Below are 22,560 nucleotides of genomic sequence, written 5' to 3' on the forward strand. Positions count from 1 at the left end.
AGGGCGTGGCAGTCGTCGACGTATCCGAAGCACTGAAGTCCCTCACCTCGACCATGGAGTCGATCGAGGCCGTCCTGGACCTCGAGAAGCTGAGGGCCGAGATCGCCGTGCTCGAAGAGCAGGCGGCGGACCCGGCCCTGTGGAACGACACCGAGAACGCCCAGCGGGTGACCAGCAAGCTGTCCCTGCTCCAGGCGCAGGTCCGCAAGGTGGAGGAGCTGCACGGTCGGATCGACGACCTGGAGGTCCTGTTCGAGCTGGCCGAGGCCGAGGACGACGCGGACACGCGCACCGAGGCGGAGAGCGAGCTGCAGGCCGTCCAGAAGGCCGTGGACGAGCTGGAGGTCCGCACCCTCCTGTCCGGCGAGTACGACCCCCGCGAGGCCATGATCAGCGTCCGCGCGGAGGCCGGCGGCGTGGACGCCGCCGACTTCGCCGAGCAGCTCATGCGCATGTACCTGCGCTGGGCCGAGCGCAGGGGCTACCCGACCGAGGTCCTGGACACCTCGTACGCGGAGGAGGCGGGCATCAAGTCCGCCACCTTCTCCGTCAAGGCCCCCTACGCCTACGGCACCCTCTCCGTCGAGCAGGGCACCCACCGCATGGTGCGCATCTCGCCCTACGACAACCAGGGCCGCCGCCAGACGTCCTTCGCGGGCGTCGAGGTGATGCCGGTGGTGGAGCAGACCGACCACATCGAGATCCCCGAGAACGAGATCCGCGTCGACGTCTTCCGCTCCTCCGGGCCCGGTGGCCAGTCGGTCAACACCACCGACTCCGCGGTCCGGATGACGCACATCCCGACCGGGATCGTCGTCTCCTGCCAGAACGAGAAGTCCCAGATCCAGAACCGCGCCGCCGCCATGCGCGTCCTCCAGGCACGCCTCCTGGCGCACCGCCGGGCGGAGGAGCAGGCCAAGATGGACGCCCTCAAGGGCGACGGCGGCAACTCCTGGGGCAACCAGATGCGTTCGTACGTCCTCCAGCCGTACCAGATGGTCAAGGACCTGCGCACCGAGTACGAGGTCGGCAACCCCCAGTCCGTCCTCGACGGCGACATCGACGGCTTCCTGGAGGCGGGCATCCGCTGGCGCAAGCAGCAGGAGCAGCAGAGCGTCGGCTGACCCCGGGCGGGCCAGCCCGGGGCGGGTTCCCGCGGAAGCTCCCCCTCCTGTGTGTCGGTTCTGTCACAACCAGGTCCGCCGGAGTCCCAACTACCCGCCCACCATGGACATTTCGGGTTGGTCCGGCTTGACGGCGGTGTCGGGCCTGGGAAAGCATTCTGGCCGGCACGCGCGTGTTCGGGGCGCGTAAGTACGGGGGTGGACGGAGCCCGACCGCTGATCGGTCGCCGGCTCGACACGACGGACCCCGGCACGCAGGAAGCTCCGCACGGCTGCCCCACTGACGAAGACCACTACTGGGGGTAGTTGGCATATGACAAATTCCAGGACGCGAGTGCGCGTCGCGCGGGTCGCCGCCGGTGCGGTGTTCCTCGCGGGTGTGTCGCTGACGGCCGTCGGCACGGCGTCGGCGCTGGAGGGCTCGGCCGCGCTGGGCGTCAGCTTCACGAACGATGACGACCCGGAGGTTCCGGAGAACACCACCGACGTCAACGTCAGCGTCGGCAACACCACGGAGGACCCCGGCAACACCACGGAGGACCCCGGTAACACGACCGAGGACCCGGGCAACACCACGGAGGACCCGGGCAACACCACGGAGGACCCGGGCAACACGACCGAGGACCCGGGCAACACCACGGAGGACCCCGGTAACACCACGGAGGACCCGGGCAACACCACGGAGGACCCGGGCAACACGACCGAGGACCCCGGTAACACGACCGAGGACCCCGGTAACACGACCGAGGACCCCGGTAACACCACGGAGGACCCGGGCAACACGACCGAGGACCCGGGCAACACGACCGAGGATCCCGGCGGCGACAGCGACGGCGGTTCCACCGGTGGCCCGGACCCTGCCACCACCGGCGGCACCGGGGGCGGCGGGGACGAGGACGTGAACACCTGCATCCTCGACGAGTCCACCGTGGACTGCGGTCCCGACACCGACTCCGTCGGCACCAAGCCGATCAGCCAGGAGAAGCCGAAGGAGGAGCTGGCCAAGACCGGCGCCGCCGAGACGACCTTCCTGCTGATCGGCGCGGCCACGATGATCGCCGGCGGTGTCGGCTTCCGTCTGATGCCGCGCATGGTGAACCGCAACACCGTCGCCTGAGCGAACGGCGCGGCGCCGCACACGCGTAACGGCGTGTGACGGCACACGGGAGCAGAGCACACGGGAGCAGAGCACACGAGGGGCCCGGGACGCATCCAGCGTCCCGGGCCCCTCGTACGTCTCATGCGCGCTCTGCGCGTCTCGTACGCCGCGGCGCATGCGCGCCGCCGCGAGGCGGCCTACACGGCGGCCTGGCGGGCCAGCAGGGCCACCGCGATCAGGGTCAGCAGCAGTGCCGCCAGCGCGGCCGGGGAGAGGGGGCCCAGGGAGAACGGCCCGTTCTCCCGGTGCAGCCGCTCACGGTGTGCCCGGCACACCGGGCAACGACCCTCGCTCACCGGCCCTGCGCAGTTGGCGCACACCAGTCGGTCGCACGTCATGCGATGTCCTCCTTATGCAACGCCAACGCCACCGGGCGGTCTTCTGTTCCCGCTTCCGCCTCCGCGGGCCGGAAGCTCTGCCTCCACTGTGCCAGCACCGGGACCGGAGCGCAGAAAGTCGTGGCCAATGCCTGGTTTGCGACTGATGTGCAGCCGGACAAAACCCCCAACCGCGGACGCCGACTGCGGCCCCCGCGCGGATTCGCGTAGGGTCACCACACCGACGGGGATCCACTCCGCGGCTTCCGCTGCCCCTACCCAGGTCGACGTGGTGTAAATCCGTGATCCGATTCGACAACGTCTCGAAGTTCTACCCCAAGCAGAACCGCCCCGCCCTCCGCGACGTGTCGCTGGAGGTCGAACGCGGCGAGTTCGTCTTCCTGGTGGGCTCCTCCGGCTCCGGCAAGTCCACCTTCCTGCGGCTGATCCTGCGGGAGGAGCGCGCCAGCCACGGGCAGGTGCACGTCCTCGGCAAGGACCTCGCCCGCCTGTCCAACTGGAAGGTGCCGCACATGCGCCGCCAGGTCGGCACGGTCTTCCAGGACTTCCGGCTGCTCCCCAACAAGACGGTGGGGGAGAACGTCGCCTTCGCCCTGGAGGTGATCGGCCGGTCGCGCGGCGACATCCGCAAGTCCGTTCCCCAGGTGCTGGATCTGGTCGGTCTGGCGGGCAAGGAGGACCGGATGCCCGGCGAGCTGTCCGGCGGTGAGCAGCAGCGGGTGGCCATCGCCCGCGCGTTCGTCAACAAGCCGAAGCTGCTGATCGCCGACGAGCCCACCGGCAACCTCGACCCGCAGACCTCGGTCGGCATCATGAAGCTGCTGGACCGGATCAACCGCACCGGGGCGACCGTGGTCATGGCCACCCACGACCAGCAGATCGTCGACCAGATGCGCAAGCGCGTGATCGAACTAGAAAAGGGCCGTCTCGTGCGCGACCAGTCGCGCGGTGTCTACGGCTACCAGCACTGAAAGGACGCCATGCGCGCCCAGTTCGTACTGTCGGAGATCGGCGTCGGTCTCCGCCGCAACCTCACGATGACCTTCGCGGTGATCGTCTCCGTCGCCCTGTCGCTGGCCCTGCTCGGCGGTGCGCTGCTCGCCCGTGAACAGGTGAACAGCATGAAGGGGTTCTGGTACGACAAGGTCCAGGTGTCGATCTACCTCTGCAACGAGAACGACGCCGACTCCGACCCCAACTGCGCCAAGGGAGCGGTCACCGCGCAGCAGAAGCGCCAGATCAAGGCGGACCTCGACAAGCTCGACATAGTCGAGACGGTCTACCACGAGTCCGCCGAGCAGGCGTACAAGCACTACCGGGAGCAGTTCAAGGACTCCCCGCTGGCCGACTCGCTGACCCCGGACCAGATGCAGGAGTCCTACCGGGTCAAGCTGAAGGACCCGACCAAGTTCGAGGTCATCAGCACCGCCTTCTCCGGCCGTGACGGCGTCCAGGAGGTCCAGGACCAGCGGAACCTGCTGGAGAACCTCTTCCGGATGCTGGAGGGCATGAACTTCGCGGCGCTCGGGCTGATGGGACTGATGCTGGTCGTCGCCCTGCTGCTGATCGTCAACACCGTGCGGGTGGCGGCGTTCAGCAGGCGCAGGGAGACGGGGATCATGAGGCTGGTGGGCGCGTCCAGCTTCTACATCCAGATGCCCTTCATCGCGGAGGCCGCGTTCGCCGGGCTCCTGGGCGCGGTCGGCGCCACGGTGCTGCTGGTGGTCGGCCGCTACTTCCTCATCGACGCCGGCCTGTCGCTGGCCGAGCAGATGCCGCTGATCGACTTCATCGGCTGGGACGCGCTGCTCAAGGTGCTCCCGCTGGTGTTCGTGGTGGGTGTGCTGATGCCCGCGCTGGCCGCCTTCATCACGCTGCGTAAGTATCTGAAGGTGTGATGTGACCGCGGTGCGGGAGCGCCCGGGGGCCGTTCGAACGCCCCCGGGCGCGCTCGGGATGTGACGAAGGACGCCGCGGCCGTTCGTGCGACCTCCCGTGCGGCGCCCGTCCGTGTCCTAGACTCCGCAGCATGTCGGGTACGTCGAAGTTCGTCCCCCACGGTTCCGCACGGGCCGCGGCCCCGGCCCTGGAAGGCGGGCGCCGGCCTCGGCGCATCCTCCGGGGGACGGGGCTGACCCTGGTCTTCGTGGCCGTACTGGGGGCCGGGGCCGTCACCGAATCATGGGGGGACGTCACCGAGGGTGACATGGCGTCCGCGAGCCCGGGACCGGCCGAGGGGAAGGCGGAGGGGAGGACCCCGCCGCGCGAGGACCCCGCGCACGACTCTGCGCACGACCCCGCGCACGACGCCGAGGAACTGGTCAGCCGCAGCGGGGACCGCTGGGCCGCCGCGTACACCGCCCGCGAGTACGAGGGCCTGAGGCAGTCCCTGGACGGCCGGTACGTCGGCGTGGGCGTCTCCGTGCGCCGTACGGGCGCCGACCGGATCGAGATCGCCCGCGTCCAGCCCGGCAGCCCCGCCGCGAAGGCGGGCGTACGCGCCGGGGACCGGCTGGTCACCGTCGACGGCACCAGTGCCGAGGGCCGCCCCGTCACCGAAGTGGTGGCCCTGCTGCGCGGCGGCGCGCCGGGGGAGGCGGCCCCGCCCGGCAGCCGGGTCGTCCTCGGTCTGAGCCGGGGGAGCCTGCGCTGGGAGGAGGGGCTGGAGAGGGCCCGGCTCAGCGTCGAGACCGTCACCGTCACCTCTCTGGGCGCGGCCTCCTCCGGCACGCCGGCGGACCCGGACGGGCCGGCCGCCGCCGCCCGCGTCAGGATCGACTCGTTCACCAGAGGCACGGGGGAGCAGTTGCGGCGCGCGGTGGAGGACCTCCCACCGGGCGGGGGGATCCTGCTCGACCTGCGCGGCAACTCCGGCGGTCTGGTCGCCGAGGCCGCCGAGGCCGCCTCCGTCTTCCTCGACGGCGGCCTGGTGGCCACGTACGGGGACGGCGACACCGAGCGCGCGCTGTACGCCGAGCCCGGCGGAAACACCGCCTCCCCCCTGGTGGTGCTGGTCGACGGCGGCACGATGAGCGCCGCCGAACTCCTGGCCGGCGCCCTCCAGGACCGCGGCCGGGCGGTCGTCGTCGGCACCCGCACCTTCGGCAAGGGCTCGGTCCAGGAGCCGAGGGAGCAGCCGGACGGCTCGGTCGCCGAACTGACCGTCGGCCACTACACCACCCCCGGCGGGCGGACCTTCGAGGAGGACGGACTGCTGCCGGACCTGGAGGTGCGGCCGGGGCAGGACGCGCAGGAGGAGGCCCGCACGGTATTGAGTGGCCTCGCCACCCGGTCGTAGTGGAACAATGGCGGTGCTATGGCTAAAGAGACGGGGCGCAAACTCATCGCGCAGAACAAGAAGGCGCGGCACGACTACCTCATCCTCGACACCTACGAGTGCGGGCTGGTGCTGACCGGCACGGAGGTGAAGTCGCTGCGGCAGGGGCGGGCGTCTCTGGTGGACGGCTTCGCCCAGCTCGACGGCGGTGAGGCGTGGCTGCACAACGTGCACATCCCCGAGTACAGCCAGGGGACGTGGACCAACCACAGCGCGCGGCGCAAGCGGAAGCTGCTGATGCACCGCGCCGAGATCGACAAGCTGATCGGCAAGCTCCAGGAGTCGGGCCTGACGCTGGTCCCGCTCCAGCTGTACTTCAAGGACGGCCGCGCCAAGGTCGAGATCGCGCTGGCGCGCGGCAAGAAGGAGTACGACAAGCGGCAGGCGCTGCGGGAGAAGCAGGACCGCCGCGAGGCCGAGCGCGCGGTCTCGGCGGCCCGCCGGCGCCGGCGGGCCTGACGGCCGCGGCCGGGGCCGGGAGCCGGGGAGCGGGTTGCCCGGGTCGGTCCGGGGCGGTCCGGGGCGGTCCGGGAACAATCCCGGACCGGGCGCCGTTGGACCACATGTACGAGGACGGTGCGGTCCGGCCGGCGACTCCCCGCCGGGGAATACGTTGGCGGCCCTCCGCGTCGACCCGTACAATGACACCAGCGCCGTCCGGTTCAGGCCGGGCGAGCTTGTCAAATGAACATGGGGATGATCGGTTTCGACAGCGGCTGTTGAAGCAGGGGAAGCGAGCCGAGGAACGCGGTAATGATCTCGTTAACCATGTGCCGCGAAAAAATAATCGCCAACACCAAGCGCGATTCCTTCGCCCTCGCTGCCTGATCAGCGACTTGCGAAGTGTCAGCCCAGGGGCGTTCCCGCCCTGGATCCTGGCATCAGCTAGGGAACTTCACCGTTAGCCCCGGTCACGGGGGTTGGCGGGACATCAAACAGTGACTGGGCCCGTCGGCGGCTTGTCCGCGTGACCGCCGGGGCCGAGAAAAGCACAGCGGACTGCGCTCGGAGAAGCCCTGGTTCTGCACCGTTGGACGCGGGTTCGATTCCCGCCATCTCCACTCACCCCATGTGGGCCGAAGGCCCCGCCGTCCCGGACGGCGGGGCCTTCGGCATGTTCCGGGGTGTCCCGGGCCGGGCGGGCGGTCGGGCGGATGTGCCGTGGTTCAGCGCTTTCCGGCCGCCGTGGTGGTCGCGGTCATCCCCGTCAGGGCCACGACGGTCGCGACGGCGGCCGCCGCCGGGAGTACCGCGTACCCCCACGAGCCGCCCAGGTGCTCCGCCGCCCAGCCGCCCGCCGCCGAACCGGCGGCCACTCCGCCCAGCAGGGCGGTGACGGCCCAGGTCATGCCCTCGTTCAGCCGGCCGGGCGGGGTCAGCCGCTGGACCAGCGTCATGCCGGTGACCATCGCGGGGGCCGTCGCCATCCCGGCGATCAGCAGCGCGGGGGCCAGCACCAGCAGACTGCCGGTGGTCGAGGCGAGCAGCGGCAGCGTCATCAGGGCGGCCATCGAGCCCACGCAGACCGCGAAGCGCCGCCCCGGCGGTCCCGCCGGGCGCAGGGCGCCGAAGGCGAGTCCGGCCGCGCCCGAGCCCAGGGCCTGGAGGGCGAGTACGGCGCCCGCCGCGCCCTTGTGGCCCAACTCGTCGGCGTACGCCACGGTCACCACCTCCAGGGCGCCGAAGACGGCCCCGGTGGCGAGGAAGACGGCCAGCAGCCGCGGCAGGCCCGGGATGCGCAGCGGCGCGGCCGCACGGGCCGCGCCGTCGTACGGTGCGACGGGCGGCTCGGTGCGGCGCTGGGCGGCGAACAGCAGGGTGCCGCCCAGCAGCAGGACGGTGGCGGTCAGGGTGCCGGCCTCGGGGAAGAGCGAGACGCACAGGAAGGTGGCCAGCACCGGGCCGAGCATGAAGCACAGCTCGTCCAGGGCCTGCTCGAAGGAGTTGGCGGTGTGCCTCGCGGCCTCGGCCTCCGGCGAGGCGCCGCGGTACAGGTGCGCCCAGCGGGCCCGGGCCATGCCGCCGGTGTTGGGGGCGGTGGAGCCGGCCGCGTAGGCGGCGAACAGCGTCCAGTCGGGGGCGCCGTACCGAACGCACAGCAGCAGCGTCAGCGAGCCGGCCGCGGACAGGCACACCGCGGGGACGGCGATCCGGGCCTGCCCGTGGCGGTCCACCAGCCGTGCGACCTGCGGCGCCAGGAGGGCGGTGGCGACCAGCCCGGTGGCGGTGACGGCTCCGGCCAGGGCGTACGAGCCGCGGGTGGTGGCGATCATGATGACCGCACTGATGCTCAGCATTCCCATCGGCAGCCGGGCGAGGAATCCGGCGAGGGCGAACGCCCGGGTCCCGGGGGTCGCGAACAGTCGCACGTAGGGCGTGAACCAGTGCGTGCGCGCGGGGCGGTCCCCGTGTCCGGCGGGTCTGCCGCGCGGAGCGGCGGCCGGTTCGCCGCGCTCCGCCGGGAGCGGTGGGGGCGGCGGGGCAGGGGCGGGTCCGGTGGGCGAGTTCGGCATGTACACAGCCTGGGCCGGGCCCCTGTGAGGTGTCCAACACTTTGTGGCTGGTCATTGACGCCTCTGTGTTGTCACCATGGGGCGTGCCCCGAGACACCGACCCCCGGCTGCTGCGCGCCTTCGTCGCCGTCGCCGACGAACTGAACTTCACCCGTGCCGCCGCCCGGGTCTTCGTAGCCCAGCAGTCCCTGAGCCGCGACATAAGGCGGCTGGAGGAACAGCTCGGCGCCACGCTGTTCGTCCGTACCACCCGGCGCGTGTCCCTGACCCCGGAGGGGGAGCGACTGCTGCCGCACGCCCAGCGCGTACTGGCGGCGCACGACGAGCTGAACGCCGCGGCCGTACGCGAGGAGCGCCCCCTGATCGTCGACGTCGGCGCCCCGGCCGCCACCGGGCAGCGGGTGCTGGACGAGGCCCGGAGACTGGCGCCCGACCTGGAGTTCGTCGCCCGCTACCACAGCGGCCTGATCGGCGCCGCCGCGGAGATCTCCGACGGGCGGCTGGACGTCTCCTTCGGCCGGGTCGCCGGGCTGGACCCGGCCGTGCTGGGTGTGCTCGACCACCGTCTGATCCGCTACGAGAAGGTGGCCGTGCTGCTGCCGGAGGGGCACCGGCTGGCCCGGCTGCCCAGGGTGCCGCTGGACGCGCTGGCGGGGGAGACCCTGTACGCGGGGGCCGGCAACCCCGAGACCGCGGAGTGGACCGACTACGCCCGCCGCCTCTTCGCGGGCCGCGGGATAGAGCTCGCCGCCCCCTTCCCCAAGATCGAGGGGGAGGCGGAGTTCGGCCGGGTCGTCCGCAGGCGCGGCTGGTCGGTGCTGGCCAGCGAGGTCTTCGCCGCGGTGCCGGGTATGGTGCTGCGCCCGCTGGTGGACCCCGTACCGCTCTCCCCGGTCTCGATGGTCTGGCGGCGCGGCCTGCGCCACCCGGGGGCGGACGCGCTCCGGGCGGCGGCGCGGCGGCTGGCGGAGGCGGGGCGCTGGCGGGAGCGGACGCACGGCTCCTGGCTGCCGGAACCGGACGCGCGTGTGCTGGGGGTGGCCGCGCCGCCCGTGCGCTGACCCCCGGCCGTGCCCCGGACCGGTCCGGGGCGGAGGGTCGTCCCACCGGAGTACCGAAGCGCCGTCGGGGTTGCCTGTGAGCGGGTGAAACCGTGCCGGGGCGTCGGCGGCCCGATACGGCCGGGTGCGGCAGGCCGCTCCCGAACTTCCCTCATATGAAGCCCTGTTGAGCGCCTCTGGGTGGCGCGGGCGAGGGGCGACGTCGCCTGCGCCGCCCAGAGCCCGGATTCCGCCCCGGCCTTTGATCGGGATTTGTCTGGTTATGAGATATTTTCATGGCGAGGGGTGCCGGGGAAGAACGGAGCGCGGCCGGCGTCATGCGCCGGCCCTTTCGCATGCGGTGCTCGGCACGCGTGGACCGGAGGAGGTGTTCCTGAATGGCGTGTGCTGATCCGGGGGCCGGCGGCCACCGCGGGAGACCGGTCTTCGTGGACGCGACCGGCAGACGCGGGCGCGTGCTGCGGATCCTCGGCTGGTCGTTCGGGACCCTGTGTGGAGGCTGTGTGGTCGTACTGGCCGTCGCCCTGACGGGAGGCAGCCCCGCGGTCGCCGACAGGCCCGCGCCCGGCGGCGCCACCGCGGAGACCGGGCCCCCCACCCTCCTGACCGACACACAGGACTTCGGCGCACGGAGGCACTGGGGCGGCCACGAAGGCCCGGGCATGCGCTGGACCGGGAGCGGGGGAGCCGCCATCGACTGGTCGGTGGCAACCGGAGGCGACACCGCGACGACCGCCCCGCCTCCCGCCAAGGAGACCTCTCCATGACCCTGGAGGGACACCGGCGCAGCCTTCTGCGCCGACGCCGGCGCAGAAGGCTGCGCCGGCTGCTGGTCCTGCCGCTGCTGCTGACCGCCCTCACCGTGCTGATGCTGCGCGGCTACGTGCACAGCGAGTTCCTCGCGGACCACCGGGTGCGGCCCGAGGCCCCCTCCGACCGGGTGCCCGGGGAGGTCCGCGAGGGCGGTCCCGTCGTGGACGCCGGTGGCTCGCGCCCGGTCGGCCACCGGGTGCCCGACCACATGATCGTGCTGACCTTCGACGACGGCCCGGACCCGGTGTGGACGCCGAAGGTGCTGGACGAACTGGCCGAGCACGACGCGCGCGCGGTCTTCTTCGTGACCGGCGCCATGGCCGCCCGCCACCCCGGACTGGTCAGGCGGATGGTGGCGGAGGGCCACGAGATCGGCCTGCACACCTTCAACCACCCCGACCTGTCCTACCAGTCGAAGTCCCGCATCGACTGGGAACTGGCGCAGAACCAGCTCGCCCTGGCCGGCGCGGCCGGAGTGCGGACCTACCTGTTCCGGCCGCCGTACTCCTCGCACGCGCACGCCCTGGACAACGAGTCCTGGCCGGTCGTGCGGTACGTCGGCAGCCGCAACTACATCACCGTCCTCAACGACACCGACACCAAGGACTGGGCGCGCCCGGGAGTGGACGAGATCGTCCGCCGGGCCGTTCCGGAGGAGGCGGGCGCCGGCGCCGTGGTGCTGATGCACGACGCCGGCGGCGACCGCTCGCAGACCGTGGCCGCCCTGGACCGGCTGCTGCCGGAGCTGAAAGCGCGCGGCTACGCGTTCACCAACCTCACCGAGGCGCTGAGGGCCCCCAGCGCCCATACTCCCGTCAGCGGCGCCGAACTGTGGAAGGGCAGGTTCTTCGTCCTCGCCGTCGGCGTCGCGGAGCGTGCGACATCCCTGTTCATCGCGGCGCTGACGGTGGTCGGCCTCCTGGTCTTCGCCCGCCTCGGACTGATGCTGTTCCTGGCCAGGGCGCACGGCCGCGCCGCGCGCCGGAGAGCCGCCCTCGCCCGGGAACCGGTCACCCGGCCCGTCAGCGTGGTGGTCCCGGCGTACAACGAGGCCGAGTGCATCGCCCACACCGTGCGCTCCCTGGTCGCCGGGGACCACCGGGTCGAGGTCGTCGTCGTCGACGACGGCTCCCGCGACGCGACGGCCGGCATCGTCGAGGGCCTGCGGCTGCCGGACGTGCGGGTGGTGAGGCAGGCCAACCTGGGCAAACCCGCCGCCCTCAACAACGGCATCGCCCACGCCTCTCACGACATCATCGTGATGGTGGACGGCGACACCGTCTTCGAGCCCTCCACCATCCGCGAACTGGTGCAGCCCTTCGCCGACCCTGCCGTCGGAGCCGTCGCAGGCAACGCCAAGGTCGGCAACCGCGACAGCCTCATCGGAGCTTGGCAGCACATCGAGTACGTGATGGGCTTCAGCCTGGAGCGGCGGATGTACGACGTACTGCGCTGCATGCCCACGGTGCCCGGAGCGGTGGGCGCCTTCCGCCGCGAGGCGCTGGAGCGCGTCGGCGGCGTCAGCGACGACACCCTCGCGGAGGACACCGACCTCACCATGGCCGTCCACCGCGACGGCTGGCGGGTGGTCTACGCGGAGAACGCCCGGGCCTGGACCGAGGCGCCCGAGACCTTCCGGCAGCTGTGGTCCCAGCGCTACCGCTGGAGCTACGGCACCATGCAGGCGATGTGGAAACACCGCCGGGCGGTGCTGGAGCGCGGCCCCTCGGGACACTTCGGCCGTGTCGGACTGCTGTTCATCTCGCTGTTCACCGTCCTGATGCCGCTGCTCGCCCCGCTGATCGACGTCTTCCTCCTCTACGGCCTGCTCTTCGGGCCGGCGCAGCGGACGGCGGCGGTCTGGCTGGGCGTCCTGGCCGTCCAGGCGGCGTGCGCCGCGTACGCCTTCCGGCTGGACCGCGAACCCCTGACCCATCTGGTCTCGCTGCCCCTGCAGCAGATCCTCCACCGGCAGCTGATGTACCTGGTGCTGCTGCGCTCCTGGGCCACCGCGCTCACCGGCGGCCGGCTGCGCTGGCAGAAACTGCGCCGCACCGGCGCCGTCGAATCCGCCCCCTCGGGCATCGCGAAACCCCGTCACATGCAAGGGAGCACCACCGTATGACCGAGACGGCGCCCCCCTCCCAGGCACAGCCCCCGGACACGGAAACGGGCACGGGCACGGGCACGGGCACGGGCACGGGCACGGGGGACCGTGCGCCGGGGGCCGGGCGCGACCGCTACCTCGACCTGCTGCGCACCCTCGCGCTGCTGCGCGTGGTGCTCTACCACACCTTCGCCTGGGGCTGGCTGACGTTCCTCTTCCCCTCGATGGGCGTGATGTTCGCGCTGGCAGGCGCGCTGATGGCCCGCTCCCTGGCACGCCCCGGCTCCGCCCTCGGGGTGCTGCGCGGCAGGGTCCGGCGCCTGCTGCTGCCGCTGTGGCTGTACGGCCTGGTGGTCCTCGGTGTGCTGTTCGCACAGGGATGGCGGCCGGCCAGGGGGGAGGAGGCCGCCCTGTGGTGGCTGAAGCTGGCCTTCTGGGTGGTGCCCGTGGGCACCCCGCCCTTCCCGATGCGCATCGGCGAGGACGGCGGGATGCTGGACGCGGGCTGGGCCCAGCAGGCCGCCGGCCCCCTGTGGTACCTGCGCGCCTACTTCTGGTTCGTGCTGCTCTCCCCGCTGCTGCTGAAGGCGTTCCGCGCACTGCCGTGGGCCACCCTGCTCGCCCCGCTCGGCCTGACCGCCGTCGTCGGCACGGGCCTGGTGCAGGTCCCCGGCGTCACGGGCGAGGCGGTGCGGGACTTCGCGGTCTACGGCGCCTGCTGGGTGCTCGGCTTCGCCCACCACGACGGGGTGCTCTACCGCATCCCCAGGTACTTCGCGCCCTCGATCGGTCCGGTCTTCATGGGCCTGGGCCTGTGGTGGAGTTCCCGTCACCCGGGCCCGGCCGGCTGGGACCTGGGCGACATCCCGTTGGGTCAGGCCCTGTGGTCCTTCGGGTACTGCGTCCTGCTGTTCCAGGTCAGCCCCGCCTGGCAGCGGCTGCCGGAACGGCTCCGGCGCTTCGACGGAGCGATCACGCTGGCCAACAACCGTGCGGTGTCGGTCTACCTGTGGCACGAGATCGCCCTGATCGCCACCGTGCCCCTGATCGACCTGCTGTGGAGGATTCCGGCCGTGTGGCGCTCCCCCACCCTCTCCGGACTGCTGGAGAACTCCTACCCGGTGCTGATGTTCCTGCTCGTCTGGCCGCTGCTCGCCGTGCTCGTGGCGGCCCTCGGCTGGGCCGAGGACCTCTCCGCCCGGCGCCGGCCCCGGCTGTGGCCCTGCGGTCCGTACCGCCGGGAGGACGGGCGGCCGGCGGGCGGCGGCACGGGTGCGGGGGCGGTCCCGGACGCGCGCGGGGTGGTCGGCGAGGGCTCACACAGGCTCTGATCTCCGGGTGAGAGCAAGGTTGCGCGGAGGTCACCTGACGGCACCGGGGTGAAACGCGCCGTCCATAGCGTCGGGAGCCGACACCCGACACTGTGGAGGCGCCATGACCGCTCCGACGACCGCATCCGAAGCACCCGAGGCGCCTGACGGGCCCGAAGCGCTCCGTGCGTCCGGCACGTCCGGCACGTCCGGCGCGTCCGGCAGGGGGCGCTGGATCGAGCACTGGGACCCGGAGGACGAGGGCTTCTGGGAGAGGACGGGCCGCCGCGTCGCCCGCCGCAACCTCGTGCTGTCGGTGGTCTCCGAGCACATCGGCTTCTCCGTGTGGAGCATGTTCTCGGTCCTCGCCCTGTTCATGGGACCCGAGTACGGCATCGACCCGGCGGGGAAGTTCTTCCTGGTCGCCGTCGCCTCCCTGGTCGGCGCCGCGCTGCGGGTGCCCTACGGCTTCGCGGTCGCCCGCTTCGGCGGCCGCAACTGGACGGTGGTCAGCGCCGCGATGCTGCTGGTGCCCACCACCGCCCTGCTGGTGGTCATGGAACCGGGCACCTCGTACACCACCTTCATGCTGGTGGCGGTCCTCACCGGGGTCGGCGGCGCCAACTTCGCCTCCTCCATGACCAACATCAACAGCTTCTACCCGCTGCGCCTGAAGGGCTGGGCCCTGGGGGTGAACGCGGGCGGCGGCAACATCGGCGTCGCCGTCGTCCAGCTCGCCGGCCTGCTGACCATCGCCGTCGCCGGGGCCGCGCGGCCCCGGCTGCTGCTCGCCGCCTACCTGCCGCTGATCGTCGTCGCCACCGTGCTCAGCGCACGGCACATGGACAACCTCTCACCCGTGCGGAACGACACGGGCGCGGCGAGGGAGGCGGCACGCGACCGCCACACCTGGATCATGTCGTTCCTCTACATCGGCACCTTCGGCTCCTTCATCGGCTACGGCTTCGCCTTCGGCCTGGTGCTCCAGAGCCAGTTCGGCCGCACCCCCCTGCAGGCCGCCTCGCTCACCTTCATCGGTCCGCTGCTGGGTTCGCTGGTCCGGCCCGTCGGGGGCCGGCTCGCCGACCGGCTGGGCGGCGCGCGGGTCACCCTGTGGAACTTCGGGGCCATGACGGGCGCGGCCGGCATCGTCGTGGCCGCGTCGGTGCGGGAGTCGCTGCCGCTGTTCATCGCCGGCTTCGTCGTCCTGTTCGTCCTCACCGGTCTGGGCAACGGATCGGCGTTCAAGATGGTCCCGGGGATCTTCCGGGCGAGGGCCCGTGAGGCGGGCCTGACGGGGGAGGCGGCCGCCGTCCGCGCCCGGCGGCTGTCGGGCGCGTCCATGGCGCTGATCGGGGCGGTCGGAGGGTTCGGCGGGGTGGGCATCAACATGGCCCTGCGCCAGTCCTTCATCGAGTCCGGCACCGGGACCGGGGCCTTCGCCGTCTTCCTCGGCTACTACGTGGTGTGCGCGGTGGTCACCTGGGCCGTATACATGCGGCGCGGGGTGGGGGGTGTTCGTGGGGTGAGGGTGTGAGGGGTGGGTTCGGGTGCGGGTGGGGCCGGGTGCGTGCGGGGGTCGGGGCCGGTCCGGGGCGGACGTTCCGGACGGTACTATTTACGGCCGTTCCGTACACCATTGGGTGGAGCGCCCATTGGCCGCAAATAGCACTTGAGTGTCCGGAACATCCGCCCCTACCCGTCCCCTCCCGCCGTCGCCCGGGTGCGGGGCGGGTTACGCCGGTGGGCGGGGGTGGGGCCGGCCGCTCCCGGCCGCGGGTGGGCAGTGGCGTGCGTTCCGGCTGCGGGGCGGGTCGCGCCGGTGGGTGGGGTGGTGTGTAACACCGGGGAAACCGGGGGGAACCGGGGGTGTCATGCATTCTTGTCAGGCTCGGTTCTCCCACAACGACTGCGGACGAGGAGCCCATGCACCGGGTCGGACCACTGGAAGGCTTCACCGTCGGTGTCACCGCGGCCCGGCGCGCCGAGGAACTGGGCGCCCTGCTGGAGCGGCGCGGCGCGGCGGTGGTGCACGCACCGGCCCTGCGCATCGTGCCGCTGGCCGACGACGGCGAACTGCTGGGTGCCACCGAGGCGCTGATCGGCCGCGCCCCCGACACGGTGGTGGCCACCACCGCCATCGGCTTCCGCGGCTGGGTGGAGGCGGCCGAGGGCTGGGGGCTGGGCGAGGAGCTGCGGGGTGTGCTGGACGGTGTGGAACTGCTCGCCCGCGGCCCCAAGGTGCGCGGCGCGGTACGGGCCGCCGGCCTGACCGAGGCGTGGTCGCCGCCGTCGGAGTCGCTGGCCGAGGTCCTGGACCGGCTGCTGGCCGAGGGGGTCGCCGGGCGGCGGATCGCCGTCCAGCTCCACGGCGAGCCGCTGCCCGGTTTCGTCGAGGCGCTGTGCGAGGCGGGGGCGGAGGTCGTCGGCGTGCCCGTCTACCGCTGGCTGCCGCCGGAGGACATCGCCCCGCTGGACCGGCTGATCGACGCCGTGCGGGCGCGCTCGGTGGACGCGGTCACCTTCACCTCCGCCCCCGCCGCCGCCTCGCTGCTGGAGCGCGCGGAGCGGCGGGGTGTGCGGGAGGGGGTGCTGGAGGCGCTGCGGGGGGATGTGCTGGTCGCCTGCGTGGGGCCGGTCACCGCGCTGCCGCTGACCGCGCACGACGTGCCGGTGGTGCGGCCCGAACGCTTCCGGATCGGGCCGCTGGTCCAGTCGCTGTGCCGGGAGCTGCCCGCCCGCGCGCAGGTTCTGCCCGTGGCCGGGCGGCGGCTGGAGATCCGCGGCCACGCGGCGGTCGTGGACGGCGAGCCCAGGCCCGTACCGCCCGCCGGGATGGCGCTGCTGCGGGCCCTGGCCCGGCGGCCCGGCTGGGTGGTCTCCCGCGCCGATCTGCTGCGCGCCCTGCCCGGTGCGGGGCGTGACGAACACGCGGTGGAGACGGCGGTGGCGCGGCTGCGTTCGGCGCTGGGCGCGCCCCGGATGATCCAGACGGTGGTCAAGCGCGGCTACCGGCTCGCCTTCGATCCGGTGGACGGGGGGCCGGGGGTGGAGGGGTGAGGGGTCGCTCTGGGGCGTGAGGTGGAGGGTGGGAGGGGCGGGGGTCGCTCTGTGTCATGGGTGCGGGGTGGGGGTCGCTCTGGCTCGTGGGGTGGAGGGTGGGAGGGGTGGGGGGCCGTTCTGTGTCATGGGGTGGGGGCCGGGTGGAGGGCGGCGTGTTCGGCGTCGTGGGCGTACAGCCAGGACATGGCGCGCAGTGCGGCGGCGGACGCCATCGCGCCGTCCCGGCGGCGCTGCTCCTCGCCGTCCTCCAGGTGCATCATCCGGGTGCTGCCGCGCGAACCGCGCTGGACCGCGCCGGTGCGCGGTATCCGCAGCGCCTCGTACCGCCGCAGCGCGGCGGGCACGGTGGCGGTGTCCGCGCCCGTCAGGCAGACGGCCAGCGACAGCGCGTCCTCCACCGCCTGGTTGGCGCCCTGGGCGAGGAAGGGCAGCATCGGGTGCGCGGCGTCCCCGAGCAGCGTCACCCGGCCCGCGGACCAGCGGCGCAGTGGCTCCCGGTCGTGCAGCGCCCAGCGCCGCACACCGGTGTCCGAGGCGGCCCGCAGCAGGCGCACCACGGCCGGGTCCCAGCCCCGGTAGGCCCGCAGCAGGTCGGCGGGGTCGCCGGGGGCCGACCAGGACTCGGGGGGAGGGTCGCCGGGTCCTTCGGGGCGGACGGTCGCGGCGAAGCTGACCGCGCGGCCCGAGGAGACGGGGTAGCACACGCAGTGCTGCCCGGGCCCCATCCACACCCGCACCGCGGGGTCGTCCACCAACTCCGGCAGGGCCTCGCCGGTTACCAGGCCCCGGTAGACGGTCTGGCCCGACCAGACGGGCGCGTCCCGCGCCAGGTGCGCGCGGACCGCGGAGTGGATGCCGTCGGCCCCCACGACCGCGTCGGCGGTGCGCACCTCGCCGCCGCCGGATTCGGCCGGGCCGTCGAAGCGCAGCAGCACCTCGCCGTCCCCGCGCCGCAGACCGGTCAGCCGGCGGCCGAGCCGGACCGTGTCGGGGCCGGCCGCCTCCAGCAGTGCCGCGTGCAACTGGGCGCGGTGCACCGTGTAGTACGGCGCCCCGTACAACTCCTCGCAGGCGGAGCCCAGTTCGGTGCGGGACAGCAGCCGGCCGCCGTCCCAGCGCCGGATCTCCGTCGCCGCCGGGCGGACGCCGAAGGAGCGCAGCGGCCCGGCCAGGCCCAGCCGGTGCAGCAGGCGCACCGCGTTCGGGGCGAGCTGGAGCCCGGCGCCGACCTCGGACAGCCGCCCGGTCTGTTCGTAGACCTCGCACCGCACACCGCCGGCCCGGCGCAGGGCGGCGGCCAGCGTCAGCCCGCCGATGCCCGCGCCGACCACGGCGACCCTGAGGGGTTCGATGGCCGCCCACCGCCTTTCTCGGTCCGTCCCGCGCAGGGGCTCACTGCTCCAGGCAGAACTCGTCGATCGGGTAGCCCACGTGCCGGTCGGCGGTGGGCAGATGGCCGAGCACCTTGTCGCCGGGCTTGAGGTGGGTGCTGTTGAGCACGGCGCCGCCGGGGCCCAGCACCCGCACGTGCCAGTCGTCCTGGAGGATGAGGTTGACCGTCCGGCCGTCCGGGGCGACCGCGTCGATGGAGATCAGCGGTCTGGTCTCGATCTTGACCCGGCCCACCGACACCACCCGCGTCCGCCCCGCGACGTCCACGGCCAGGACCCTGCTGCCCGCGCCCAGTTCGCTGAGGTAGTTCGTCCGGCCGTTCTCCACGACCGTGTAGGAGTGGATCGCGCCGGCGTTGACCCGGAACGGCCGGGTGGGCATGTACGGCAGCGGATGGGTCTCGCTGACGCACAGGATCATGCCCTTGGAGTGCGAGCCGACCAGGATGCCCTCGTCCTGCCGCAGGTAGGAGCAGGTGTCCACGCAGGCCCGCTCGCCCATGCCCAGGTGCGCGGTGGCGGTGACCTCCAGTTCGGTGAGCACCAGCTCCCCCGTGGGGGAGGCGGCGGCGCGCTTGAGCTCGGTGGCGTCGCCGACGGCGCGCGCGGTCATCATCACGCCGTCGGAGCCCAGTTCGAGACAGCCGAAGACGACCCGCGCCTCCTCGACGTCGCCGACGGCGGTGACGATCGAGCCCGGCGCGCCCGCCGCGGCGGCGATCACGATCTCCAGCGGGATCTTGGTCGGGTCGCGGAACTCCAGCACGCTCCACTTCTCGGTGCGGGCGGCCCGGCACGCCTCGTCCAGGCCGGCCGCGTCCGCGATCTCCACGTACCGCCCGAACTCCACCTGCGGGTACGCCTCGGCCAGTTCGGCGCGCTCGGCCGGGCCGAGCGGGAGGACGACGACGTCGGCCTGGCCGAAGCCGCTCTCCAGGGACTCCGGGCCGCGGGGCAGCAGCACCCGGGTCACCGACGGCGGCAGCGCCTCCAGGTCGGCGGGGTCCTCGGCCACCACACCGTCGACGCGCTGGTGCAGGGCCTCCTCGACGATCGCCTTCTTCTCCCGCCCTGCCGAACGGACGTCAAGCCAGCACAGCTTGTTCACGCTCACTCCGGTGCTCTCCTGTCAGGTGGTCGTAGGGCTCGCGCGGCCCCTCGTGGACGAGCCGGGCGACGGCGCCGGCCACGCTCTGCGGATCGGGGGACCGGAAGACGTTCCGGCCCATCGCCACTCCGGCCGCGCCGCCCAGCAGCGCGTCCCGGACGAACCCCAGGAGCTCCTCCTCGGAGCCGCGCGGCGGGCCGCCGGCGACCAGCACCGGGATCGGGCAGGCCGCGGTCACGTCGAGCATGGCGGCGGCCGAGCCGGCCCAGGAGGTCTTGACGAGGTCGGCGCCCAGGTCGGCCGCCAGGGTCACGGCGTGTGCGACCAGCTCCGGGTCGTGCGGGTCCGCGACCTGCGGGCCGCGCGGGTAGACCATCGCCATCAGGGGCAGGTTCCAGCGGTCGCACAGGTCGGCGACCAGACCGAGGTCGGCGACCTGCCGCCGCTCGTCCCGGGAGCCGAGGTTGACGTGCACGCTCACCGCGTCCGCCCCCAGGCGCAGGGCGTCCTCCACCCCGGTGACCAGGTACTTCGCGTCCGGGTCGGGCGCGTGCGCGGTGCTGGCGTTGAGGTGGAGGATCAGCGACGTCCCGGCGAACCGCTCGGGGCGGATGTGCCGGAGACTGCCCTTGTGGAGCACGACCGCGTCCACCCCGCCGGCCACGAGCCGGCCGACGAGCCGGTCGGCGGTGCTGCCGTGCGGCACGACCGGCCCGTCGGAGATGGAGTGGTCGAGCGGCACGACCATCAGCCGCGAGCTGTTGTGGCGGAACAGTCTGCGCAGCCGTAGTGCCCGTGCGAAGTGGTGGTGGGCGGTCATCTCGGACCCCTTTCGGCAGGTTCAGCGGAGCGGGAGCCGGTCCTCCCGGCCCGCGAGGGTGCGCAGGTACGCCTTGTCGGGCTTGCCGTGCGCGGTGAGCGGGAGGTCGTCCCAGAACGCCAGCCCGGCGGGGGCGTGTTCGGGGGTGAGCAGGCCGGCCACGTGCTCGCGGAGCGCCCCGGGGTCGCGGCGGGCGCCGTCGCGCAGCGACACCGCGGCGTGCACGTGCTCGACGCGGTCGTCGTCGGCCACCCCGTAGACGGCGGCGTTCGCCACGTCGGGGTGGGACAGCAGCGCCCGCTCGACGGCGGCGGGGTGGATCTTCAGGCCGCCGCTCTTGACGACGTCGCCGACGCGGCCGGCCAGCCTCAGATACCCGTACCGGTCGATCAGGCCCAGGTCGCCGGTGCTCAGCAGGCCCTCGCGCAGGGCACGGGCGGTCGCCCCGGGATCGCCGAGGTAGCCGTCCATGACGGTGGGGGACGCCACGCGGACCTCCCCGGGCCGGCCCCGCGGCGCCTCCTCGCCGGTCTCCGGATCGACGATCCTCAGCCGGACCCAGGGGAAGGGGCGCCCCACGGTGGGCAGCAGCTCGGGCTCGCAGTGGTCCAGCGGGGTGAGGTTGGAGATGCCGCCGGCCTCGGTGGAGCCGTAGAGCTGCACGAGGCGGTCGCCCAGCACCTCGCGCGCCTCGGCGATCCGCCGGGGCGAGGCGGGGGTGCCGCTGTAGACCAGACGGCGCAGGGAGGACAGGTCGGCGCCGCCGGAGCGGGCCGATTCGGTGAGGCGGTACAGATGGGGCACCGCCAGGTAGGTGTCGGTGATGCGCTCGGCGGCGAGGGCGTCCAGGGCCGCGGCGGCGTCGAACCCCTCGTGCAGGACGACGCGGCCGCCCTCGGCGAGCACGGCGTCCACCATCGAGCCGATGGTGTGGCTGAGCGGGAGGACGGCGAGGAAGCGGGAGGGCCGGCCCGGCTCGGGACTGCCGGGGAAGGCGTCGACGAGGGCGTTCCAGGTGCGGAAGGACTGGCCGATGCTCTTGGGACGGCCGGTGCTTCCGCTGGTGTGGGCCACGACCGCGAGGTCCCCGGGCTCGTAGCGGACCCGGGCCAGCGCCTCCGTCGGGGAGGTGGCCGAAGGCGCGTTCGGGGGCGTGTCCGGACGGTCGCCGGGGTGGGTGCCGAGACGGCCGAGGTGATCGAGGTGGTCGTCGAGGTGGGCGTCCGGGCCGGCGCAGCCGGGCCCGGCACCGATCAGCGGCAGCTCCCCGCGCCTGCCGCGGGCGAGTTCGCGGGCCCGGCCGAGGTGCGCGCCGTCGCAGACCAGGAACCGCGCCCCGCTCTCCCGCAGCAGCCGGTCCTGGACCTCCCGGGGCAGCTCCACGGCGTCCGAGCGGGGGTTGTGCGAGCGGATGTACACGACTGCGGCGCCCAGCAGATGTGCCGCGTAGCGGGCGGTCAGCATGGCCGGGTGGTTGGTCTCCGTGAGGATCGCCACCGTGCTCCCCCGGCCGGCCCGCAGACGGCGCAGACACGCCACCGCGGACAGCACCGAAGCGGCCAGCCCGGCCCCCGTCACGTCCTCCCCGCGCCACCGCAGGACGACCCGCTCCGGGTCGCGCGCCAGGGTGTGCAGGATCCGGCGGGCGTAGTGCTCGTGCCGTGCCCACGTCGGGACCGTGTCTGCGGGGAGGACTGGGGCCACGGGGATCCAATCGTTCGGTACGGTGCCCGGGAGCGGTGTGCCCGCCCCGCCTGGAACGGGGCGGGCACACCGGACCGTGGAGCCGTCAGCAGCAGCAGCAGGAGGAGGACGACGAGGAGGAGGAGCAGCAGAAGGTGCCCTCGATCGCGTCGGTCTCGGTCATCGTCACGCCGCTCGACGCACCCATCTCCGGCAGCGCGACGCTGTCGGAGACGTCGAGGACCTCGAGCTCCTCGATGTCGAAGGAGTCGAAGATCTCGGTCTCAGCCACGGAGCTCATCTCGAATTTCCCTTCAGAGGTTTCCACCGGTCGATCGACCGACGTGACGATGCTGAATGAAACCCGCGTTCCGCACAGCATTTCCGCGGTGGCGGCTGACATTTATCACGACGTCGCTTACGTAGGTCACCGGCTGTCCGCGCCGGCCCGGAAGCCTTTTCGCGGTGATTCCGCCCCTGATGGCAGCGGCGGTCGGCGGCCCGCAAAGGGGTGGAAGGGGTGCAGGGGCAGGAAACGGGCGCACCGGGCCGGTGCGGCGCGGAGTTCGTCCCGTGTTTTCCCGGGGGTTTCCACCGGTCGGCTTTCCGACACAATAGGGTTGACGCAGTGGAATGCCCTGCGGTGGTCTTCGGGGCGGTGGACGGCATTCGGGGCGGGCCGTCCCGCCCGTGTCGCCCGCGGTTTTCCTCCGCTGCCCCTCCGACGCCTCTT

At 73.0% G+C, this 22,560-nt stretch carries 19 protein-coding genes and 1 other RNA gene; 13 read left to right on the forward strand and 7 right to left on the reverse strand.

The annotated features are described in order from the left end of the window. Positions 1-5: 5 nt before the first annotated feature. Both prfB and CUT83_RS04725 read left to right on the forward strand, forming a co-directional pair. The gene (prfB, locus tag CUT83_RS04720; protein ID WP_101254601.1) at positions 6-1,124 is read left to right on the forward strand and encodes a peptide chain release factor 2; all 1,119 of its coding nucleotides are present in this window, start codon (positions 6-8) and stop codon (positions 1,122-1,124) included. Positions 1,125-1,437: 313 nt separating this feature from the next. Beyond that, positions 1,438-2,241, forward strand: coding sequence for an LPXTG cell wall anchor domain-containing protein (locus CUT83_RS04725; RefSeq protein WP_143688493.1), 804 nt, complete (start codon positions 1,438-1,440; stop codon positions 2,239-2,241). Positions 2,242-2,420: 179 nt separating this feature from the next. Here CUT83_RS04725 and CUT83_RS04730 read toward each other — a convergent pair whose 3' ends face one another. Next, positions 2,421-2,621: a hypothetical protein gene (locus tag CUT83_RS04730; protein WP_101254603.1), complete on the reverse strand. Its 201-nt coding sequence runs from the start codon at positions 2,619-2,621 to the stop codon at positions 2,421-2,423. A gap of 281 nt (positions 2,622-2,902) precedes the next feature. On the opposite strand from CUT83_RS04730, the gene ftsE reads away from it, so the two are divergent. From ftsE to ssrA, 5 genes are all read left to right on the forward strand, one after another. Further along, complete coding sequence (gene ftsE, locus CUT83_RS04735; RefSeq protein WP_093849794.1) at positions 2,903-3,592, forward strand: cell division ATP-binding protein FtsE; 690 nt, start codon at positions 2,903-2,905, stop codon at positions 3,590-3,592. Between the two features lie 9 nt (positions 3,593-3,601). Then, positions 3,602-4,519 (forward strand): permease-like cell division protein FtsX, encoded by a 918-nt coding sequence (ftsX, locus tag CUT83_RS04740; RefSeq protein WP_101254604.1) that lies wholly within the window; start codon positions 3,602-3,604, stop codon positions 4,517-4,519. Between the two features lie 131 nt (positions 4,520-4,650). Next, positions 4,651-5,919 carry a S41 family peptidase gene (locus tag CUT83_RS04745; RefSeq protein ID WP_101254605.1) on the forward strand — a complete coding sequence of 423 codons (1,269 nt, stop codon included), beginning with the start codon at positions 4,651-4,653 and terminating at the stop codon, positions 5,917-5,919. Positions 5,920-5,937: 18 nt separating this feature from the next. After that, positions 5,938-6,417 (forward strand): SsrA-binding protein SmpB, encoded by a 480-nt coding sequence (smpB, locus tag CUT83_RS04750; protein ID WP_093849796.1) that lies wholly within the window; start codon positions 5,938-5,940, stop codon positions 6,415-6,417. 233 nt (positions 6,418-6,650) lie between these two features. After that, positions 6,651-7,022, forward strand: a transfer-messenger RNA (tmRNA) gene (gene ssrA, locus CUT83_RS04760). A 102-nt stretch (positions 7,023-7,124) separates the two neighbouring features. On the opposite strand, the gene CUT83_RS04765 is transcribed toward ssrA, so the two are convergent. Beyond that, positions 7,125-8,471: an MFS transporter gene (locus CUT83_RS04765; protein ID WP_101254606.1), complete on the reverse strand. Its 1,347-nt coding sequence runs from the start codon at positions 8,469-8,471 to the stop codon at positions 7,125-7,127. An 83-nt stretch (positions 8,472-8,554) separates the two neighbouring features. Here CUT83_RS04765 and CUT83_RS04770 point away from each other — a divergent pair, with 83 nt between their 5' ends. From CUT83_RS04770 to CUT83_RS04795, 6 genes are all read left to right on the forward strand, one after another. After that, complete coding sequence (locus tag CUT83_RS04770; protein ID WP_101254607.1) at positions 8,555-9,532, forward strand: LysR family transcriptional regulator; 978 nt, start codon at positions 8,555-8,557, stop codon at positions 9,530-9,532. Positions 9,533-9,960: 428 nt separating this feature from the next. Further along, positions 9,961-10,299 carry a hypothetical protein gene (locus CUT83_RS04775; RefSeq protein WP_101254608.1) on the forward strand — a complete coding sequence of 113 codons (339 nt, stop codon included), beginning with the start codon at positions 9,961-9,963 and terminating at the stop codon, positions 10,297-10,299. After that, complete coding sequence (locus tag CUT83_RS04780; protein WP_101254609.1) at positions 10,296-12,470, forward strand: bifunctional polysaccharide deacetylase/glycosyltransferase family 2 protein; 2,175 nt, start codon at positions 10,296-10,298, stop codon at positions 12,468-12,470. The genes CUT83_RS04775 and CUT83_RS04780 overlap by 4 nt, the downstream gene beginning before the upstream one ends. After that, on the forward strand, positions 12,467-13,783 hold the full coding sequence (locus tag CUT83_RS04785; protein ID WP_101254610.1) for an acyltransferase family protein: 1,317 nt from the start codon (positions 12,467-12,469) through the stop codon (positions 13,781-13,783). Before CUT83_RS04780 ends, CUT83_RS04785 begins: the two co-directional genes overlap by 4 nt. A gap of 103 nt (positions 13,784-13,886) precedes the next feature. Next, entirely contained in the window at positions 13,887-15,299 is a 1,413-nt protein-coding gene (locus CUT83_RS04790; RefSeq protein WP_101254611.1) for an MFS transporter, read from the forward strand. 389 nt (positions 15,300-15,688) lie between these two features. Beyond that, entirely contained in the window at positions 15,689-16,822 is a 1,134-nt protein-coding gene (locus CUT83_RS04795; RefSeq protein ID WP_101254612.1) for a uroporphyrinogen-III synthase, read from the forward strand. 125 nt (positions 16,823-16,947) lie between these two features. On the opposite strand, the gene CUT83_RS04800 is transcribed toward CUT83_RS04795, so the two are convergent. The 5 genes from CUT83_RS04800 to CUT83_RS04820 all read right to left on the reverse strand — a co-directional run bounded on the left by CUT83_RS04800 (position 16,948) and on the right by CUT83_RS04820 (position 22,128). Further along, entirely contained in the window at positions 16,948-18,156 is a 1,209-nt protein-coding gene (locus tag CUT83_RS04800) for an FAD-dependent monooxygenase (protein ID WP_240957688.1), read from the reverse strand. 61 nt (positions 18,157-18,217) lie between these two features. Next, positions 18,218-19,330 carry a 3-dehydroquinate synthase II gene (locus tag CUT83_RS04805; protein ID WP_093849800.1) on the reverse strand — a complete coding sequence of 371 codons (1,113 nt, stop codon included), beginning with the start codon at positions 19,328-19,330 and terminating at the stop codon, positions 18,218-18,220. Then, positions 19,302-20,144: a 2-amino-3,7-dideoxy-D-threo-hept-6-ulosonate synthase gene (locus CUT83_RS04810; RefSeq protein ID WP_101254614.1), complete on the reverse strand. Its 843-nt coding sequence runs from the start codon at positions 20,142-20,144 to the stop codon at positions 19,302-19,304. The genes CUT83_RS04805 and CUT83_RS04810 overlap by 29 nt, the downstream gene beginning before the upstream one ends. 21 nt (positions 20,145-20,165) lie before the next feature. Further along, positions 20,166-21,848 carry a class I adenylate-forming enzyme family protein gene (locus tag CUT83_RS04815; RefSeq protein ID WP_101254615.1) on the reverse strand — a complete coding sequence of 561 codons (1,683 nt, stop codon included), beginning with the start codon at positions 21,846-21,848 and terminating at the stop codon, positions 20,166-20,168. 85 nt (positions 21,849-21,933) lie between these two features. Continuing rightward, a complete protein-coding gene (locus tag CUT83_RS04820; protein WP_093849803.1) occupies positions 21,934-22,128 on the reverse strand; it encodes a thiazolylpeptide-type bacteriocin in 195 nt (64 codons plus the stop codon). Positions 22,129-22,560 lie beyond the last annotated feature (432 nt).

The sequence above is a fragment of the Streptomyces barkulensis genome (genome assembly GCF_002843305.1).
Classification (GTDB): domain Bacteria; phylum Actinomycetota; class Actinomycetes; order Streptomycetales; family Streptomycetaceae; genus Streptomyces; species Streptomyces barkulensis.

Bases quoted from the DNA above. Each gene is read 5' to 3' on its own strand.
- CUT83_RS04745 (WP_101254605.1), top strand. From the start codon at position 4,651: ATGTCGGGTACGTCGAAGTTCGTCCCCCACGGTTCCGCACGGGCCGCG.
- ftsX (WP_101254604.1), top strand. From the start codon at position 3,602: ATGCGCGCCCAGTTCGTACTGTCGGAGATCGGCGTCGGTCTCCGCCGC.
- CUT83_RS04810 (WP_101254614.1), bottom strand. From the start codon at position 20,144: ATGACCGCCCACCACCACTTCGCACGGGCACTACGGCTGCGCAGACTG.
- CUT83_RS04820 (WP_093849803.1), bottom strand. From the start codon at position 22,128: ATGAGCTCCGTGGCTGAGACCGAGATCTTCGACTCCTTCGACATCGAG.
- smpB (WP_093849796.1), top strand. From the start codon at position 5,938: ATGGCTAAAGAGACGGGGCGCAAACTCATCGCGCAGAACAAGAAGGCG.
- CUT83_RS04790 (WP_101254611.1), top strand. From the start codon at position 13,887: ATGACCGCTCCGACGACCGCATCCGAAGCACCCGAGGCGCCTGACGGG.
- CUT83_RS04765 (WP_101254606.1), bottom strand. From the start codon at position 8,471: ATGCCGAACTCGCCCACCGGACCCGCCCCTGCCCCGCCGCCCCCACCG.
- CUT83_RS04725 (WP_143688493.1), top strand. From the start codon at position 1,438: ATGACAAATTCCAGGACGCGAGTGCGCGTCGCGCGGGTCGCCGCCGGT.
- CUT83_RS04730 (WP_101254603.1), bottom strand. From the start codon at position 2,621: ATGACGTGCGACCGACTGGTGTGCGCCAACTGCGCAGGGCCGGTGAGC.
- CUT83_RS04780 (WP_101254609.1), top strand. From the start codon at position 10,296: ATGACCCTGGAGGGACACCGGCGCAGCCTTCTGCGCCGACGCCGGCGC.
- CUT83_RS04785 (WP_101254610.1), top strand. From the start codon at position 12,467: ATGACCGAGACGGCGCCCCCCTCCCAGGCACAGCCCCCGGACACGGAA.
- CUT83_RS04795 (WP_101254612.1), top strand. From the start codon at position 15,689: ATGCACCGGGTCGGACCACTGGAAGGCTTCACCGTCGGTGTCACCGCG.